The organism is Luteimonas marina, from assembly GCF_007859325.1.
In the GTDB taxonomy this organism is placed as follows: Bacteria; Pseudomonadota; Gammaproteobacteria; order Xanthomonadales; family Xanthomonadaceae; genus Luteimonas; species Luteimonas marina.
In genome coordinates, this window is record NZ_VOHK01000009.1 from 1 (window position 1) to 16,317 (window position 16,317).

General features: G+C 68.0%; 15 protein-coding genes. 10 read left to right on the forward strand and 5 right to left on the reverse strand.

Annotation, left to right across the window (positions count from 1 at the left end):
- From FQY83_RS16450 to coaE, 8 genes are all read left to right on the forward strand, one after another.
- A partial coding sequence (locus FQY83_RS16450; protein ID WP_146389139.1) for a transposase occupies positions 1 to 277 on the forward strand: 277 nt, incomplete at its 5' end.
- A 156-nt stretch (positions 278 to 433) separates the two neighbouring features.
- The gene (gene pilB / locus FQY83_RS16455) at positions 434 to 2,161 is read left to right on the forward strand and encodes a type IV-A pilus assembly ATPase PilB (RefSeq protein WP_146389141.1); all 1,728 of its coding nucleotides are present in this window, start codon (positions 434 to 436) and stop codon (positions 2,159 to 2,161) included.
- Between the two features lie 453 nt (positions 2,162 to 2,614).
- Positions 2,615 to 2,866: a type II toxin-antitoxin system Phd/YefM family antitoxin gene (locus FQY83_RS16460; RefSeq protein WP_146389143.1), complete on the forward strand. Its 252-nt coding sequence runs from the start codon at positions 2,615 to 2,617 to the stop codon at positions 2,864 to 2,866.
- Positions 2,856 to 3,278: a putative toxin-antitoxin system toxin component, PIN family gene (locus FQY83_RS16465; protein ID WP_146389145.1), complete on the forward strand. Its 423-nt coding sequence runs from the start codon at positions 2,856 to 2,858 to the stop codon at positions 3,276 to 3,278. Before FQY83_RS16460 ends, FQY83_RS16465 begins: the two co-directional genes overlap by 11 nt.
- 442 nt (positions 3,279 to 3,720) lie before the next feature.
- The gene (locus FQY83_RS16470) at positions 3,721 to 4,983 is read left to right on the forward strand and encodes a type II secretion system F family protein (protein WP_146389147.1); all 1,263 of its coding nucleotides are present in this window, start codon (positions 3,721 to 3,723) and stop codon (positions 4,981 to 4,983) included.
- A 247-nt stretch (positions 4,984 to 5,230) separates the two neighbouring features.
- The gene (locus FQY83_RS16475) at positions 5,231 to 6,091 is read left to right on the forward strand and encodes a prepilin peptidase (protein WP_146389149.1); all 861 of its coding nucleotides are present in this window, start codon (positions 5,231 to 5,233) and stop codon (positions 6,089 to 6,091) included.
- Positions 6,092 to 6,373: 282 nt separating this feature from the next.
- Complete coding sequence (locus FQY83_RS16480; protein ID WP_146389151.1) at positions 6,374 to 6,664, forward strand: nucleotidyltransferase family protein; 291 nt, start codon at positions 6,374 to 6,376, stop codon at positions 6,662 to 6,664.
- 234 nt (positions 6,665 to 6,898) lie between these two features.
- Positions 6,899 to 7,537 carry a dephospho-CoA kinase gene (gene coaE, locus FQY83_RS16485; RefSeq protein WP_146389153.1) on the forward strand — a complete coding sequence of 213 codons (639 nt, stop codon included), beginning with the start codon at positions 6,899 to 6,901 and terminating at the stop codon, positions 7,535 to 7,537.
- Positions 7,538 to 7,702: 165 nt separating this feature from the next.
- On the opposite strand, the gene FQY83_RS16490 is transcribed toward coaE, so the two are convergent.
- The 3 genes from FQY83_RS16490 to FQY83_RS16500 all read right to left on the reverse strand — a co-directional run bounded on the left by FQY83_RS16490 (position 7,703) and on the right by FQY83_RS16500 (position 12,757).
- On the reverse strand, positions 7,703 to 8,698 hold the full coding sequence (locus FQY83_RS16490) for a Nudix family hydrolase (RefSeq protein ID WP_146389155.1): 996 nt from the start codon (positions 8,696 to 8,698) through the stop codon (positions 7,703 to 7,705).
- Between the two features lie 65 nt (positions 8,699 to 8,763).
- A complete protein-coding gene (secA, locus tag FQY83_RS16495) occupies positions 8,764 to 11,493 on the reverse strand; it encodes a preprotein translocase subunit SecA (RefSeq protein WP_146389157.1) in 2,730 nt (909 codons plus the stop codon).
- Positions 11,494 to 11,848: 355 nt separating this feature from the next.
- The gene (locus tag FQY83_RS16500) at positions 11,849 to 12,757 is read right to left on the reverse strand and encodes a peptidoglycan DD-metalloendopeptidase family protein (protein WP_146389159.1); all 909 of its coding nucleotides are present in this window, start codon (positions 12,755 to 12,757) and stop codon (positions 11,849 to 11,851) included.
- Between the two features lie 7 nt (positions 12,758 to 12,764).
- On the opposite strand from FQY83_RS16500, the gene FQY83_RS16505 reads away from it, so the two are divergent.
- Positions 12,765 to 13,262 carry a DciA family protein gene (locus FQY83_RS16505; protein WP_337678307.1) on the forward strand — a complete coding sequence of 166 codons (498 nt, stop codon included), beginning with the start codon at positions 12,765 to 12,767 and terminating at the stop codon, positions 13,260 to 13,262.
- 56 nt (positions 13,263 to 13,318) lie between these two features.
- Entirely contained in the window at positions 13,319 to 13,684 is a 366-nt protein-coding gene (locus FQY83_RS16510) for a hypothetical protein (protein ID WP_146389163.1), read from the forward strand.
- 122 nt (positions 13,685 to 13,806) lie between these two features.
- On the opposite strand, the gene lpxC is transcribed toward FQY83_RS16510, so the two are convergent.
- Entirely contained in the window at positions 13,807 to 14,715 is a 909-nt protein-coding gene (lpxC, locus tag FQY83_RS16515) for a UDP-3-O-acyl-N-acetylglucosamine deacetylase (RefSeq protein WP_146389165.1), read from the reverse strand.
- A 329-nt stretch (positions 14,716 to 15,044) separates the two neighbouring features.
- Entirely contained in the window at positions 15,045 to 16,292 is a 1,248-nt protein-coding gene (gene ftsZ, locus FQY83_RS16520; RefSeq protein ID WP_146389167.1) for a cell division protein FtsZ, read from the reverse strand.
- Positions 16,293 to 16,317: the final 25 nt, after the last annotated feature.

Below are 16,317 nucleotides of genomic sequence, written 5' to 3' on the forward strand. Positions count from 1 at the left end.
CGCCGCCTTGGCCGGGCTGGCGCCCTATAACGTGGACAGCGGCCAGCACGCCGGCAAACGCCGCATCCGCGGCGGGCGGGCACCGATCCGCCGGGTGTTGTACATGGCCTGCTGGTCGGTGATCCGCACCCAACCCGACTTCAAGGATCGTTACCAGCGGCTACGCCAGCGAGGCAAGTGCGCCAAGGTCGCCATCACCGCCTGCATGCGGGTCCTGCTGACCCGGCTCAATGCCATGGCCCGTGATCGGACCGAATGGAAGGTGCCGGCCAACTAGGCAAAGACAGTTGCTCCTACAGGGGTGTTTCAGGGGGCGGCGTTCGTTGGGAGGCTTCGGGTCGCCGCGGATTGTGCGCGGATGCGCCTTGGCGCATGGTTGCGGGCACGGGTCTTGCGTTAAAGTTTTCGTATCGGCTCCAGGGGGGATTCCACCATGAATGCAGTCGCGACCGCCAACCTCGCCGGCATCACCGGCATCGCCCGCCGGCTGGTCCTGGACGGCGCCCTGGACGAGGCGACCGCCCGCGAGGCCCTGGACAAGGCCACGGCCGAGCGCAAGCAGGTCGCGAACTACCTGCGCGAGCAGAAGCTGGTGACGGCGGCGCAGATGGCCGCGGCCAACTCGATCGAGTTCGGCATGCCGATCCTCGACCCGTCGGCGATGGACGCCAACCAGAGCGCGATCAAGCTGATCAGCGAGGAACTGCTGGGCAAGCACCAGGTGCTGCCGCTGTACAAGCGCGGCAACAAGCTGTTCGTGGGACTGTCCGACCCGACCAACAGCCATGCCCTGGACGAGGTGAAGTTCCACACCAACCTGGTGGTGGAGCCGATCCTGGTCGACGAGGACAGCATCCGCCGCACGCTGGAACTGTGGCAGCAGAACCAGGACAGCTTCGGCGACACGCTGGGCGACAGCGACGGGCTGGACAATCTGGACATCGAGGCCGGCGGCGAGGACGACGCCCGCGATACCGGGATCGACGGCAAGGGCGACGACACGCCGGTGGTGAAGTTCGTCAACAAGGTGCTGATCGACGCGATCCGCCGCGGCGCGTCGGACATCCATTTCGAGCCCTACGAGAACGACTACCGGGTGCGCCTGCGCATCGACGGCCTGCTCAAGCAGACGGCGAAGATGCCGATCAAGCTCAACCAGCGCATCACCGCGCGCCTGAAGGTGATGGCGCAACTGGACATCGCCGAGAAGCGTGTGCCGCAGGACGGCCGCATCAAGCTCAACCTCAGCAAGACCAAGCAGATCGACTTCCGCGTCAGCACCCTGCCCACCCTGTTCGGCGAGAAGGTGGTGCTGCGTATCCTCGACGGCAGCGCGGCCAGGCTGGGCATCGAGAAGCTCGGCTACGAGGCGGACCAGCAGCAACTGTTCCTGGACGCGATCCACAAGCCCTACGGCATGGTGCTGGTCACCGGCCCGACCGGTTCGGGCAAGACGGTGAGCCTGTACACGGCGCTGGGCATCCTCAACGACGAGACCCGCAACATCTCCACCGCCGAGGATCCGGTGGAAATCCGCCTGCCGGGCGTGAACCAGGTGCAGCAGAACGAGAAGCGCGGCATGACCTTCGCCGCCGCGCTGCGCAGCTTCCTGCGCCAGGATCCGGACATCATCATGGTCGGCGAGATCCGCGACCTGGAAACCGCCGAGATCGCGATCAAGGCCGCGCAGACCGGCCACATGGTGCTGTCCACCCTGCACACCAACGACGGGCCGCAGACCATCGCGCGCCTGATGAACATGGGCATCGCGCCGTACAACATCACCAGTTCGGTGACGCTGGTGATCGCCCAGCGCCTGGCGCGGCGGCTGTGCAACAAGTGCCGGCGGCCGATGGACCTGCCCGACCACGCGCTGCTGGCCGAGGGGTTCACCGAGGCCGAGATCGCCGAGGGCTTCACCGTGTACGAGGCGGTGGGCTGCGACGAATGCACCGGCGGGTACAAGGGCCGGACCGGCGTGTACCAGGTGATGCCGATGAGCGACGAGATCGCCACCATCATCCTGCAGGGCGGCAACGCCATCGAGATCGCCAAGGCGGCGCAGGCGTCCGGGGTGCGCGATTTGCGGCAGTCGGCGCTGCTGAAGGTCCGCAACGGCATTACCACGCTGGCCGAGATCAACCGCGTGACCAAGGATTGAGGGCGGCGTTCGTTCGGGGCGCCTTCAGGCGCAAGGGGCGCGCAAAGGCGTGCCCACACGCATCACCGGGGACGGCTTGGGGGGAAGTCGGCTCCGATCGCGGTTTCCGGAAAGTCGTCGTCCCCGCGAAACGGGGAAGCGCTTGTTCAACAGCGTGAAGCGCTGGTCATCCGGCGTCTTGGAATTCAAGCACTTGAAGACGCTGGATCCCCGCCTTCGCGGGGATGACGGCGTTTTTCCGGGGATGACGGCGTTTTTCCGGGGATGACGGTGTCTTTCCGGGGATGACGGCATTCTTTTGCGGGGATGGCGGCTTTTTTGGGGGGATGACAGCGCTTTTCGCGAGGACGACGGCGCTTTTTCCACGGGTAACCTTCAGGCGGAGTAGGTCGGGGCTACGCCCCCGACGCCATCAACTTGGCCTTGTTGGACAAAACAGCTATTCTGGCTGCCATGAAGACCTACAGTGCCCTGGAAGCCAAGAACCGCTTTGGCGAACTGATCGAAGCCGCGCAGCGGCAGCCGATCGGCGTGACCCGCAATGGCCGCCCTTCCGTGGTGCTGATTTCGGCCGAGAGCTACGCGCGCCGCCAGCGCATGGCGCGCGAGCGCATGCGTCAGGCCATGCAGCGTGCCGGCGAGCACGCCGCCGCCCAGGGCCTGGACGAGGCCGCGCTGGAACGTCTGTTGGCGGATGAAAGCTGAACGCGTCGTCATCGACAGCAATGTCCTGATCGCCGCATTGATTTCGCCTGCCGGGACGGCACGCCGTGTGATCGATACCGTGCTGGATCGGGAAATCGACGTATTGCTGTCCGAGGCCGTGTTCACCGGGCTGGTTTCGCGCCTGGAAAGGCCGAAATTCGATCGCTACCGGGAAGCCGACGCTTGGAACCAGTTCCTGTCGGAGCTGGTGGAACTGGCGATCTGGCACGAGGATACAGGTGTCGCCGCCGGCGTCTCCTGCGACGCGGACGACGACAAGTTCCTGGCCCTGGCGGCAATCGGTCGCGCCGATGCGATCATCAGCGGCGACCACGATCTGCTGGAACTTGGCAGCTACGAGGGCATCCCCATTCTTGCTCCGGCGCAGTTCCTGCAGGACCTCCGGGACTGATTGCCCCGCACCGCCACGGCCTGCGGCCGGCGATCCCGGCAGGGTCATGCGCCCAGTGCCCCCCTGCCCCGCCCCTCGTCCGTGGCCCTCATCCCTGACGATGTCATTTCGACCGCAGGGAGAAATCTTCCTCTCGTGCGCCGGACAGGAGATTTCTCCCTGCGGTCGAAATGACAAGGAGCGTCGAAATGACAAGGGGCGTCGAAATGACAAGGGGTGTCGAAATGACAAGGGGACGGGACGACAGGGGCGCAAGGGAGCCGTGGGCTCGGCGGGGCTCGGCGGGGCACTCCGGAAGGCGGTCCTGCGGGGGCGATCCGGCCCCCAGGGGGCGAAATCCGGCCGGCCGTCACATACTTGAATTTCACTTCGCGGCGTAAACGGCTAACATCCAAGGGAATTCGCCGGCTGGGGAGGCCGGCGATCATCAGGGGAAACACCGATGGCCGTGACACGTTCCGCCGCCAAGACCGCCACCCGGCCCGTCGCCCGTGCCGGGGTGACGCAGGAGACCTTCGTCTGGCAGGGTACCGACAAGCGCGGTATCAAGATGAAGGGCGAGGAGCAGTCGAAGAACGCCAACATGCTGCGCGCCGAACTGCGTCGCCGCGGCATCCAGCCCACCTTCGTCAAGACCAAGCCCAAGCCGCTGTTCGGCAGCGCCGGCAAGCCGATCACGCCAAAGGAAATCGCGGTCTTCAGCCGCCAGCTGGCGACGATGATCAAGTCCGGCGTGCCGCTGGTGACGGCGCTGGAGATCATCGGCAACGGCAACAAGAACGTGCGGATGAAGAAGCTGGTCGACGAGCTGCGCCTGGACATCGAGGGCGGCTCGTCGATCTACGAGTCGATGAGCAAGCATCCGGTCCAGTTCGACGAGCTGTACCGCAACCTGGTGAAGGCCGGCGAAGGCGCGGGCGTGCTGGAAACGGTGCTCGACACCATCGCCACGTACAAGGAAAACATCGAGACCCTGAAAGGCAAGATCAAGAAGGCGCTGTTCTACCCGGCGATGGTCATCGTGGTCGCGATCCTGGTCAGCGCCCTGCTGCTGATCGTGGTGGTGCCGCAGTTCGAGGCCACGTTCGCGAACTTCGGCGCGGAGCTGCCGGCCTTCACCCAGCTGATCATCAACGCCAGCCGCTTCATCACCAAGTGGTGGTGGTTGATCCTGCTGATCGTGGGCGGCGGCCTGTTCGGCTTCATCTTCCTGCTCAAGCGCTCGCCGAAGCTGCAGCACACGATGGACCGGCTGAGCCTGAAGATCCCGGTCATCGGCCAGGTGCTGCACAACGCGGCGATCGCCCGCTTCGCCCGCACGCTGGCGGTGACCTTCAAGGCCGGCGTGCCGCTGGTGGAGGCGCTGGGCATCGTCGCCGGCGCCACCGGCAACAAGGTCTACGAGCAGGCGGTGTTTCGCATGCGCGACGACGTCTCCGTCGGCTACCAGGTCAACATGGCGATGAAGCAGGTCAACCTGTTCCCGCACATGGTGGTGCAGATGACCGCGATCGGCGAGGAGGCCGGCGCGCTGGACACGATGCTGTACAAGGTGGCCGAGTTCTACGAGGAAGAGGTGAACAACGCCGTGGACGCGTTGAGCAGCCTGCTCGAGCCGCTGATCATGGTGGTGATCGGCACCGTGGTCGGCGCGATGGTCATCGGCATGTACCTGCCGATCTTCAAGCTCGCCGCGACGATCTGACGACCTGCGCGATCTCACGGATGCAGCCGCACATATCGTTCCGGACCCAGCCGCTCCTGTCATCCCGGGCACGGCCACATGTATCGTTCCGGGCGCCACCGCACCTGCCATTCCGGGCGCAGCTTCACGTGTCATTCCGAGCGCAGCGAGGAATCTGCTTGCGGCAGCGATGCAGGACGGCACAGGCAGATTCCTCGCTGCGCTCGGAATGACAGGCTTTTTTGACGCTTCCGGTAGACGCATCTAGATGGCTTACCTCGACCAGAACCCCGAACTCGGCTACCCGCTGGTCGCCGGGCTTGGCCTCCTCGTCGGCAGCTTCCTCAACGTGGTGATCCTGCGCCTGCCGCGGCGCATGGAGTGGGAGTGGAAGCGCGACGCGCGCGAGGTGCTGGAGGAGCCGGAGCTCTACGACCCGCCCCCGCCCGGGATCGTGGTGGAGCGCTCGCACTGCCCGCACTGCGGGCACCAGCTGTCGTGGTACGAGAACATCCCGGTGCTGAGCTGGCTGGCGCTGCGCGGCAGGTGCCGCAGCTGCAGGGCGCCGATCTCGATCCAGTACCCGCTGGTGGAACTGGTGACGGCGCTGCTGTGCACGCTGTGCGTGTGGCAGTTCGGCTTTGGCTGGCAGGGGTTCGGGGCCTGCCTGCTGACGTGTTTCCTGGTGGCGCTGTCGGGGATCGACCTGCGCACGCAGCTGCTGCCGGACTCGCTGACGCTGCCGCTGATGTGGCTGGGGCTGGTGGCCTCGCTGGACAACCTGTACATGCCGGCGAAACCGGCGCTGCTGGGCGCGATCGCGGGCTACGCCAGCCTGTGGTCGGTGTGGTGGGTGTTCAAGCAGGTGACCGGCAAGGAAGGCATGGGCCACGGCGACTTCAAGCTGCTGGCCGCGCTCGGGGCCTGGGTGGGGCTGGCGGGGGTGCTGCCGATCATCCTGCTGTCGTCGGTGGTGGGGGCGGTGGCGGGTTCGATCTGGCTGGCGATGAAGGGCCGCGACCGGGCGACGCCGATCCCGTTCGGGCCGTACCTGGCGATCGCGGGGTGGGTCGTCTTCATGTGGGGCGAGCAGCTGATCGGCCTGTACAAGGGCTACGCCGGGTTGTAGCGGGCGTCCGCGCACTATGCGCGCACCTCCCTCCCAGCCTTCTGCCCCCACAGACGCGTCGCCCCCTCCGTTGTCATTTCGACCGCAGGGAGAAATCTCCCGTCCGGCGCGCGGAAAGAAGATTTCTCCCTGCGGTCGAAATGACAGGTTCTTTTCTCTCCCGCCGCTTGCGGGTTACATGCCTGCCGGGGTAAGGCTGGATGGGGGCGCTCTTTCCCCTTCAAGGCAAAACCCATGCTGAAATGCGTATGATCGTCATGCGCAGAATGCGAAGGGTGCCCCATGCGACCGTCTGCTGTGCTCCACATGAAGCGAAGCGCCGTACGCGAAGCGGCGCGCCGTTTCCGCGTGACGAATCCGCGCGTATTCGGATCCATCCTGCACGGAACCGATTACGACGGGAGCGACCTCGACCTGCTGGTCGATGCATTGCCCGGCACGACGCTGTTCGACCTGGGCGGGCTGCAGGTTGAGCTGGAAGCGCTGCTTGGCATTCAGGTCGACCTGCTGACGCCAGCCGATTTGCCAGCGAAGTTCCGGGCTAAGGTGCTTGCCGAGGCGCAGCCCGTATGACGGAAAGCCGGCTGCCCGACTACCTTGGCCATATGCGCCAGGCCGTGGTCCGCGTCGACCGCAATCCCATAGGGTTGTAGCGGTTTCCGCGCTTCGCGCGGCCCCCATCCCAGCCTTCCCCCGCAGGCGGGGGAAGGGGCAAAAAAGCCGCTTTCGCTTCTGGCTCCTTCCCCCGCCTGCGGGGGAAGGCTGGGATGGGGGCGCTTTTCCGTCCACACCATGCACAATCCCCCCATGGCCGACTACGTAGTGGGACTCACGGGAGGCGTGGCCTCCGGCAAGAGCGAGGTGACGCGGCGCTTCGAGGCGCTGGGCGTGGCCGTGGCCGACGCCGACCTCGCCGCGCGCGACGCGGTGGCCGTGGGCAGCGAGGGGCTGGCGGAGGTGGTGGCGGCCTTCGGCGCGGGTGCGCTGGCGCCGGATGGTTCGCTGGACCGGCCGGCGATGCGCCGGCGCGTGTTCGCCGACGATGCGGCGCGCCTGCGGCTGGAGGCGATCGTGCATCCGCGCGTACGCGACCTGCTGCGCGCGCAGTGCGCGGCGGCGCCGGGGCCGTATGCGATCGCCGCGATCCCGCTGCTGGCCGAGGCCCTGCCCGTGCAGGGCACCGGCGCCGGCGGGCGCGCGGCCTATCCCTGGCTGCGGCGGGTGCTGGTGGTCGACGTGCCGGTCGAGGTGCAGCGCGAGCGGCTGCTGGCGCGCGACGGCATCGACGCGGCGCTGGCCGAACGGATGATCGCGGCGCAGGCGACGCGGCAGGAGCGGCTGGCGATCGCGGACGACGTGATCGTCAACGACGGGCCGCTGGAGGCGCTGGAGGCGCACGTGGCGGCGCTGGATGCGCGGTATCGGGCGCTGGCTGGGGCGGGCTGAGTGGACGAGGCGCGTTTGCCGGTTTGCTGATGGGCGGTGGTTGCTGACTTGCCCCCACCCCAGCCCTCCCCCGCAGGCGGGGGAGGGAGCCGGAGGCCGCTGCTTTCAGCTCCCTCCCCCGCCTGCGGGGGAGGGTTGGGGTGGGGGCCCGCCAAGCCCGCGAACTCAACGCCCCCACAACCCCCGTATCGCCGCAATCCCCTGCGCGCCGTGGCTGCGCGCTTCGGCGATGTCGTCCGGGCCCAGCCCGCCGATGGCGTAGATCGGCAGCGACGCTTGTTCGCGCAGGGCCTCGAACCGCGCCCAGCCGATGCCGCCGTGGTCGGGATGGGTCGGCGTGGGATGCACGGGGCCGACGATGGCGAAGTCGCAGCCCAGGGCCTGGGCGAGCCGCAGTTCGTCGGCGTCGTGGCAGGATGCCGACAGGAGAGCGTCGGCTGGCACCGGCCGCTGGCGCTGTTTGCGCAGTTGCGCGGCGGGCAGGTGCAGGCCGAGGCCGAATTCACAGGCAAGTCCGGCGTCGCCGTTCACCAGCAGCTGGACGCCGGCGGCGTCGCAGCTCAGGGCGGCGTTGGACAGCAGGTGGTGCCGGCGGGCGCGGTCGATGCCGGGCATGCGGAACTGCACGCGGCGCACGCCGCGGGCGAGCGCGGCTTCGAGCGAGGCCAGCCATTCGCCGTCGTCCCCGCCGGGGGGCGGTGTGACCAGGCAGTGATCGGGCTGCAGCAGGGCGGCGACCACGGGGAGATCGGGCGCGGGCATGTCGTAGCGGGCGAGCTTGTCGGGCTGCACCCACGCCAGGGCCTGCCCTTCGTAGCCCTTCGGCGTGCCGCGCCAGGCCTGGATGCGGCGCACGTCCAGACGCAGGCGGCGGCGCGGGGTCAGGTGCGGGACGACCATCACCGGCGCGCCGACGTCGACCTCGATGCCCAGTTCCTCGTCCAGTTCGCGCGCCAGCGCGGCTTCGGGGGTCTCGCCGGGTTCGACCTTGCCGCCGGGGAATTCCCACAGGCCCGCCAGCTCGCTGCCCTCGGTGCGCCGGGCCAGCAGCACGCGGCCGCGCGCGTCGACGATGACGCCGGCGACGACGTGGGTGGGTTTGCGCTCCTCCCCCCGCGAATGCGGGGGGAGGCCGGGAGGGGGGGATGTGGAGTCAGTCATCGCGACATCTGCGCGGGCCCCCACCCCAACCCTCCCCCGCTTTGCGGGGGAGGGAGTCATTCTTTTCAGGCCAACTGCCCATGGCAGTGCTTGTACTTCTTCCCGCTGCCGCAGGGGCACGGGTCGTTGCGGCCGACCTTGGCCCCGTCGCGGACGATGGGCGTCTGCGGGCCGTGCTGGTAATCGGGCTGGGCGGCTTCCTCGTCGGCGCCGTAGCCGCCGGCGTCGGCGTGCTGGAACTGCGCCTGGCGCAGCCGCGCCTCGACCTGCGCGCGCTCCTGCGCCTCGATCGCGGCGACCTCCTCCTCGGTGCGCACGCGCACGCGCGCCAGCAGGGTCACGACCTCGCGCTTGACCTTGTCCAGCATCTCGCTGAACAGTTCGAACGCTTCCTTCTTGTACTCCTGCTTGGGCTGCTTCTGCGCGTAGCCGCGCAGGTGGATGCCCTGGCGCAGGTAGTCCATGCGCCCGAGGTGCTGCTTCCAGTTCTCGTCGAGCACGTTGAGCATGATGTGCTTCTCGAGCGCGCGCATGGTCTCGGGGCCGACCTGCGTCTCCTTGTCGGCGAACGCCCGGTCCAGCGCCTCGCGCACGTGGTCCTGGATGCCCTCGGCGTCGAGCTCCTTGCGCTCCTGCACCAGGCGCTGCAGTTCGAGCCGCAGGCCGAACTCCTGGTCGAGCGTGGATTCCAGGCCCGGCAGGTCCCACTGGTCGTCGATCGATTCGGGCGGCACGAAGCGCTCGACCACTTCGGCGACCACGTCGTAGCGGATGCCGTCGATGTTGTCCTGCACGCTGTCGGCTTCGAGCAGTTCGTCGCGCTGGCCGTAGATGACCTTGCGCTGGTCGTTGTTGACGTCGTCGAAGTCGAGCAGGTTCTTGCGGATGTCGAAGTTGTGGGCCTCGACCTTGCGCTGGGCGTTGGCGATCTGCTTGGACACCAGCGGGCTTTCGATGATGTCGTCTTCCTTCAGGCCCATGCGCGCCATGACCTTCTGCACCCAGTCGGCGGCGAAGATGCGCATCAGGTTGTCTTCGAGCGAGAGGAAGAAGCGGCTCGAACCCGGGTCGCCCTGGCGGCCGGAGCGGCCGCGCAGCTGGTTGTCGATGCGGCGCGATTCGTGGCGTTCGGTGCCGAGGATGTGCAGGCCGCCGTTGGCCACCACTTCGTCGTGGCGCTTCTGCCAGTCGGCGCGCACGCGCTCCCTGTCGGCTTCGGCGGCGTCCTCGCCCAGCGCGGCGAGTTCGGACTCGAGCGAGCCGCCGAGCACGATGTCGGTGCCGCGGCCGGCCATGTTGGTGGCGATGGTCACCGCCCTCGGGCGGCCGGCGTTGGCGACGATCTGCGCCTCGCGCTCGTGCTGCTTGGCGTTGAGCACTTCGTGCGGGATCTTCTCCTTGGCCAGGAACTGCGACAGCAACTCGGACACCTCGATGGAGGTGGTGCCGACCAGCACCGGCTGGCCGCGATCAAAGCAGTCCTTGATCTCGTTGGCGACGGCGCGGTACTTGCCGTTGCGGTTGAGGAACACGGCGTCGGGATGGTCGATGCGGATCATCGGCCGGTGGGTGGGGATCACCACCACTTCCAGCGAGTAGATGTTGCTGAACTCGTAGGCCTCGGTGTCCGCGGTGCCGGTCATGCCCGACAGCTTGTTGTACATGCGGAACAGGTTCTGGAAGGTGATGCTGGCCAGCGTCTGGTTCTCGCGCTGCACCGGCACGCCTTCCTTCGCCTCGACCGCCTGGTGCAGGCCGTCGGACCAGCGCCGGCCCGGCAGGGTGCGGCCGGTGAACTCGTCGACGATCACCACCTCGCCGTCGCGGACGATGTAGTCCACGTCGCGCTGGTAGATGGCGTGCGCGCGCATCGCGGCGTTGAGGTGGTGGACGACATGGATGTTGTGCGGCGCGTAGAGGTTGTCGTCGGCCTCGATGATGCCGGCGCGGTGCAGCAGGTCCTCGGCGTGCTCCTGGCCGGCCTCGGACAGGTGCACCTGCTTGCCCTTCTCGTCGACCCAGTAGTCGCCGATGCCGTCCTCGACTTCCTGGCGGGTCAGCGAGGGCACGACCTGGTTGACCTTGAGGTAGAGCTCGGGCGATTCGTCGGCCGGGCCGGAGATGATCAGCGGCGTGCGCGCTTCGTCGATCAGGATCGAGTCGACCTCGTCGACGATGGCGTAGTTGAGGCCGCGCTGGTAGCGGTCCTGCTTCGACATCGCCATGTTGTCGCGCAGGTAGTCGAAACCGAATTCGTTGTTGGTGCCGTAGGTGATGTCGGCGCCGTAGGCGCCGTGCTTGTCGGCGTGCGGCATGCCCGGGTAGACCACGCCCACGGTCAGGCCGAGCCAGTTGTAGAGCTTGCCCATCTGCGCGGCGTCGCGGCGGGCCAGGTAGTCGTTGACGGTGACGACGTGAACGCCCTTGCCTTCCAGCGCGTTGAGGTAGCACGGCAGGGTGGCGACCAGGGTCTTGCCCTCGCCGGTGCGCATCTCGGCGATCTTGCCCATGTGCAGCACCATGCCGCCGACCAGCTGCACGTCGTAGTGGCGCAGGCCGAGGACGCGGACGCTGGCCTCGCGGCAGACGGCGAAGGCCTCGGGCAGGACCTTGTCGAGCGACTCGCCGTTGGCGATGCGCTGCCTGAACTCGGGGGTCTTGGCCTGCAGGTCGGCGTCGGACAGGGCCTGCATCTGCGGTTCGAGGGCGTTGATCTTCTTGACGATCCCGCCGAGTTGCTTGACGAGGCGGTCGTTGCGGCTGCCGAAGACACTGGTGAGCAGGCGATTGAGCATGGGTTTACCGGAAGCTGTGACGGGGGCCAGGCGGCGCCGGATGGGCGCGCCGGCAATGAAAAAAGGGCGCAGTGGCGCCCTTTTCGATGGCAACGCGCATTGTACCGTGGTGGCGCCGGGGGGCGTTTGCAAGGGTTCGGGATGTGCCCTGCCTCCGCTTTTGGCTCCTCCCCCCGCTGCGCGGGGGGAGGCTGGGAGGGGGGTGCGTCTGGAGCCCTGATGCATCAGGGCTGGCGAACTTACCCCCACCCCAACCCGCCCGGCTCGGCGCAGCGCGCCGAGCGTTCGGCCAACCCGCGCGGCAGTGCCGCGCAAACGGGTTCGCCTCCCCCCCCGCTTCGCGGGGGAGGGAGCTTTACATGCGCTTGCCGATCTCGCCGAGGAACTTGCGCGGGTTGTGGACGCGCCCGTTCTCCCAGACTTCCAGGTGCACATGCGCACCGGTGGAGCGCCCGGTCGAGCCGGCCTTGGCGATCTCCTGGCCCACGCGCACCAGGTCGCCGACCTTCACGGTGTTGCGCGAGTTGTGCGCGTAGCGGGTCACGAAGCCGTTGCCGTGGTCGACCTCGACCACGTTGCCGTAGCCGCTGCGCACGCCGGAGTAGCTGACCACGCCGTCGGCGACGGTCATGACCGGGTCGCCGGTCCTGGCGTCAAAATCGATGCCCTTGTGGAACTGGCTGCCGCCGCCGAAGGGGTCGGCGCGGCCGCCATAGCCGGAGGTGATGTAGCCGTTGGCGACCGGCGAGCGCGAGGGCATCGCGTTGCGCTCCAGCTCCTGGTCGAACAGCAGCGCCTCGAGCACCGACAGCTGGCGACCGGCGCTGCCGAACTGCGCGTCGACGCCGTCGAGGCCATCGACCAGCTGCCGCGCGGGCATGTCCTGGCTGGGTTCGGCGCCGCCGACGCCCACGGGCTTGTCGAAATCGAACTCGCCGTCGCCGAGCTTGGCGATCCGGGTCAGGCGGTCGCCGAGCGCGTTGAGGCGGTTGGCCTGCGCCTGCAGCTCGCCCAGGCGCGCGGCCAGCGCGTTGACCTCGCGCTGCGCCTCGCGGCGGGTGGAGTCGAGCGCCTGCTCCTGGCTGGCGACCTGCTGCTGCAGCTGCGACACGCCGCCGGCGTTCAGCGCGCCGCCCAGGATGATGCCGGCCCCCACGAGCACGATGGCCGCGGACACGGGCTTGCCGAGCAGCCGGCCCTGCAGGCGCTGGCCGAGCGAGTGGAGCGTCGACAACGCCTGCACGTGGATACTGTGTAAAGTCATGATTGTGATGTCTGATTCCCTGCCACGGCGGTCCAGTTCGCCAAAGGTGCCGGCCGGTGCGGAACGGTCCGCGACCATGCAATCGGCGCTCGATGCACTGCTTTCCGGTACCGCCCGCGATCCGGTGCGCCATGCCCTCGGGCTCGACGCGCTGGACCGGCAATTGCGTCCTCTCCTGCCCCCGCAGCTGGCCGCGCATGCGCGGCTGGCCAATGTTGCCGATGGCAGGCTCGTCTTCCTCGTCGATTCCCCCATCTGGCATGCCAGGTTGCGCCTGGCCGCCAGCGAACTGCTCGACGCTGCCCGGTCCCTCGGGCTGGAAGTCCGCGAACTCGCCATCAAGACGACCTCGCAACCGCTGCGGCCTCCCGTGCAGACCCCTGCTCGGGCACCGGCGCCCGCTGCGGGCGCTGGCCGGTCGACGGCGGCGGAAGAGGCCTTCCGCGCGGCCCTGGCCGCCCTGTCGGACCCCGCACCGGGCGGGAAGGCCGAAGGCGAACGCTGAGCAACCGGCATCCGGCAGGCGGTTCCCGGCGTCCTGCCGGCCCACGCGGACAGGGCATGCTAGCGGCCACGGATGCACCGGGCGTTAACGAAGCGCTTACCAAAGGCTCATTTTTCGTTAAGAAAACGTTATTTCTGCGCCTTCGGGGCGTGAAGCGTGAACCGGGTCAAGATTGGTTGCATCTGCAAGCGCAGGGGATGGACGCCGCCCGATCGTCGTCTCCACGTACCGATCGTCATCCCCGCGCGTCGATCGTCATCCCCGCGCACCAATCGTCATCCCCGCGCACCAATCGTCATCCCCGCGAAGGCGGGGATCCAGCGTCCCGGCTATTCAAAAGCCTGAAGGGAGAACTGTCATTTCGAGCGCAGCGAGAAATCCAGGCGCTTGAAAAGCAAGATTTCTCACTGCGTTCGAAATGACAAGTCCGGGCGTCCTGGAGGTTCTCCTGACGACACTGGATCCCCGCCTTCGCGGGGATGACGGCGTCTTTGGGCTTTGGCGGGCGGCCGGGCGGCCCCCTTTTGGGGCGCCCCAGGGGCGCTCAGGCAGTCAGGGGCTGGCCGTAGGCGACCGGCGGGGTCGCGGCCTCGGGGTAGGAGACTTCTTCCCAGGCGGCGCGGTCGGCCAGCAGCGCGCGCACGAGCTTGTTGTTCAGGGCGTGGCCGGACTTGTAGCCCTCGAACGCGCCGAGGATGGCATGGCCGGCGAGGTACAGGTCGCCGACCGCGTCGAGGATCTTGTGGCGCACGAACTCGTCGGCATAGCGCAGGCCGTCGTCGTTGAGCACGCGGAATTCGTCGAGCACGATCGCGTTGTCCATCGAGCCGCCGAGGCCGAGGTTGCGCTCGCGCATGTATTCGAGGTCGCGCATGAAGCCGAAGGTGCGGGCGCGGCTGACCTCGCGGATGTAATTCTCGGTGGAGAACTCGATCTCGGCGCGCGACTGCGACTTGGGAATGGCCGGATGGTCGAAATCGACCGTGAAACCGAGGCGGAAGCCGTCGTGGGGCTCGAAGCGGGCGATCTTGTCGCCCTCGCGCACCTCGACCGGGCGCTTGACCCGGATGAAGCGCTTGGGCGCGTCCTGTTCGACGATGCCGGCCGACTGCAGCAGGAACACGAACGGGCCCGACGAGCCGTCCATGATCGGCACTTCGGCCGCGGACAGCTCCACGAAGAGGTTGTCGATGCCCAGGCCAGCCAGCGCCGACATCAGGTGTTCGACCGTCTGCACCTTGGCGCCGTCGCAGGACAGGCCGGTGCAGAGCGTGGTTTCGGACACCAGTTCGCCGGACGCGGGGATCTCGACCGCGGGGTCGAGGTCGACGCGGCGGAACACGATGCCGGTGTCGGGGGCGGCCGGGCGCAGGGTCAGGAACACCTTCTCGCCGCTGTGCAGGCCGACGCCGGTGGCGCGGATCACGTTCTTGATGGTGCGTTGCTGCGGCATCTGGGGGGCGGCCTGGGAGTCCGGAAGGGTCCCGAAATCGGGGCAACGGCGCAGATTATCACCCTGCGCGCTGAACTGAACGAAAGCGGGAAGCGCGATGGTTTGTTCCGAAAAGCCACCGGGGCCGGCACTGGCCCCGGTGGTGGAATCGGACATGGACTTCTTTTTTGCCCCTCCCCCCGCTTGCGGGGCATTGCGCCCTTCACGGGTGGAAGGCTGGGATGGGGGCAACGCTGTGCACTCACCCCCACCCTGACCCTCCCCCGCACGCGGGGGTGGGGACTTTTCAGCGCCTTCCCTCCGCAAGCGGAGGAAGGCGCTTCCGGGCCTCAGTCGGCCTGGCGGCGCAGGAACGCGGGGATGTCGAGGTAGCTGGCGTCCTTGCCGAAGTCGGCGACTTCCGGCGTCGATGCGGCGATGGTCGATTCGGCGCCGGCAGTCCGGCCGCGCAGGCCCGCGGCGATGTTGCTGCCCGGGTTGTACGGCTCGGTGACGTCGTCGATCAGCATGCCGGTGGTGCCGTCGCGCTTGCCGGTGTTGATCAGCTGCACGTGCGGGCGACGCGCCGACTCGAACTGGCCACTGTCGCTGCCCCGGGTGGTGCCGCGCGCCGCGGCCCGGTTGAGGCCGGTGGCGACCACGGTCACGCGCACGTCGTCCTGCATGTCCGGGTCGAGCACGGTGCCGATGACGATGGTCGCGTCCTCGCTGGCGAAGTTCTCGACCGTGCGGCCGACTTCGTCGAACTCGGACATGGTGAAGTCCGGGCCGGCGGTGATGTTGACCAGGATGCCGTTGGCGCCGGCGAGGTTGACGTCGTCGAGCAGCGGGTTCTGGATCGCCGCCTCGGCCGCGGCCTGCGCGCGGTCGTCGCCGCGGGCGTGGCCGGTGCCCATCATCGCCAGGCCCATCTCGGACATGACGGTGCGCACGTCGGCGAAGTCGACGTTGATCAGGCCCGGACGCACGATCAGGTCGGCGATGCCCTGCACCGCGCCGAGCAGCACGTCGTTGGCGGCGCGGAAGGCCTGGATCATCGTGGCGTTGCGACCAAGCACGGTGATCAGCTTCTCGTTCGGGATCGTGATCAGCGAGTCACAGTGCGAGGACAGGTCCTCGATGCCCTTGAGCGCGACCTGCATGCGGCGGCGGCCCTCGAACGGGAACGGCTTGGTGACGACGGCGACGGTGAGGATGCCCATCTCCTTCGCCAGCTGCGCGACCACCGGCGCGGCGCCGGTGCCGGTGCCGCCGCCCATGCCGGCGGTGATGAACACCATGTCGGCGCCCTGCAGCGCGTCCATGATGATCTCGCGATCCTCGAGCGCGGCCTGGCGGCCGACTTCCGGGTTGGCGCCGGCGCCCAGGCCCTTGGTGACGTTGGTGCCGAGCTGCAGCTGCAGCTTCGCGCCGCAGTTCTTGATCGCCTGCGAATCGGTGTTGGCGGTGATGAATTCCACGCCGTCGACGCTGCTGCCGACCATGTGCGCGACCGCGTTGCCGCCGCCGCCGCCCACGCCGATGACCTTGATGACGGCGTTGGGCGCCATCTTTTCCACGAGTTCGAAATGTGCCATGTCCTTGTCCTCTCTAGTCGTTAGT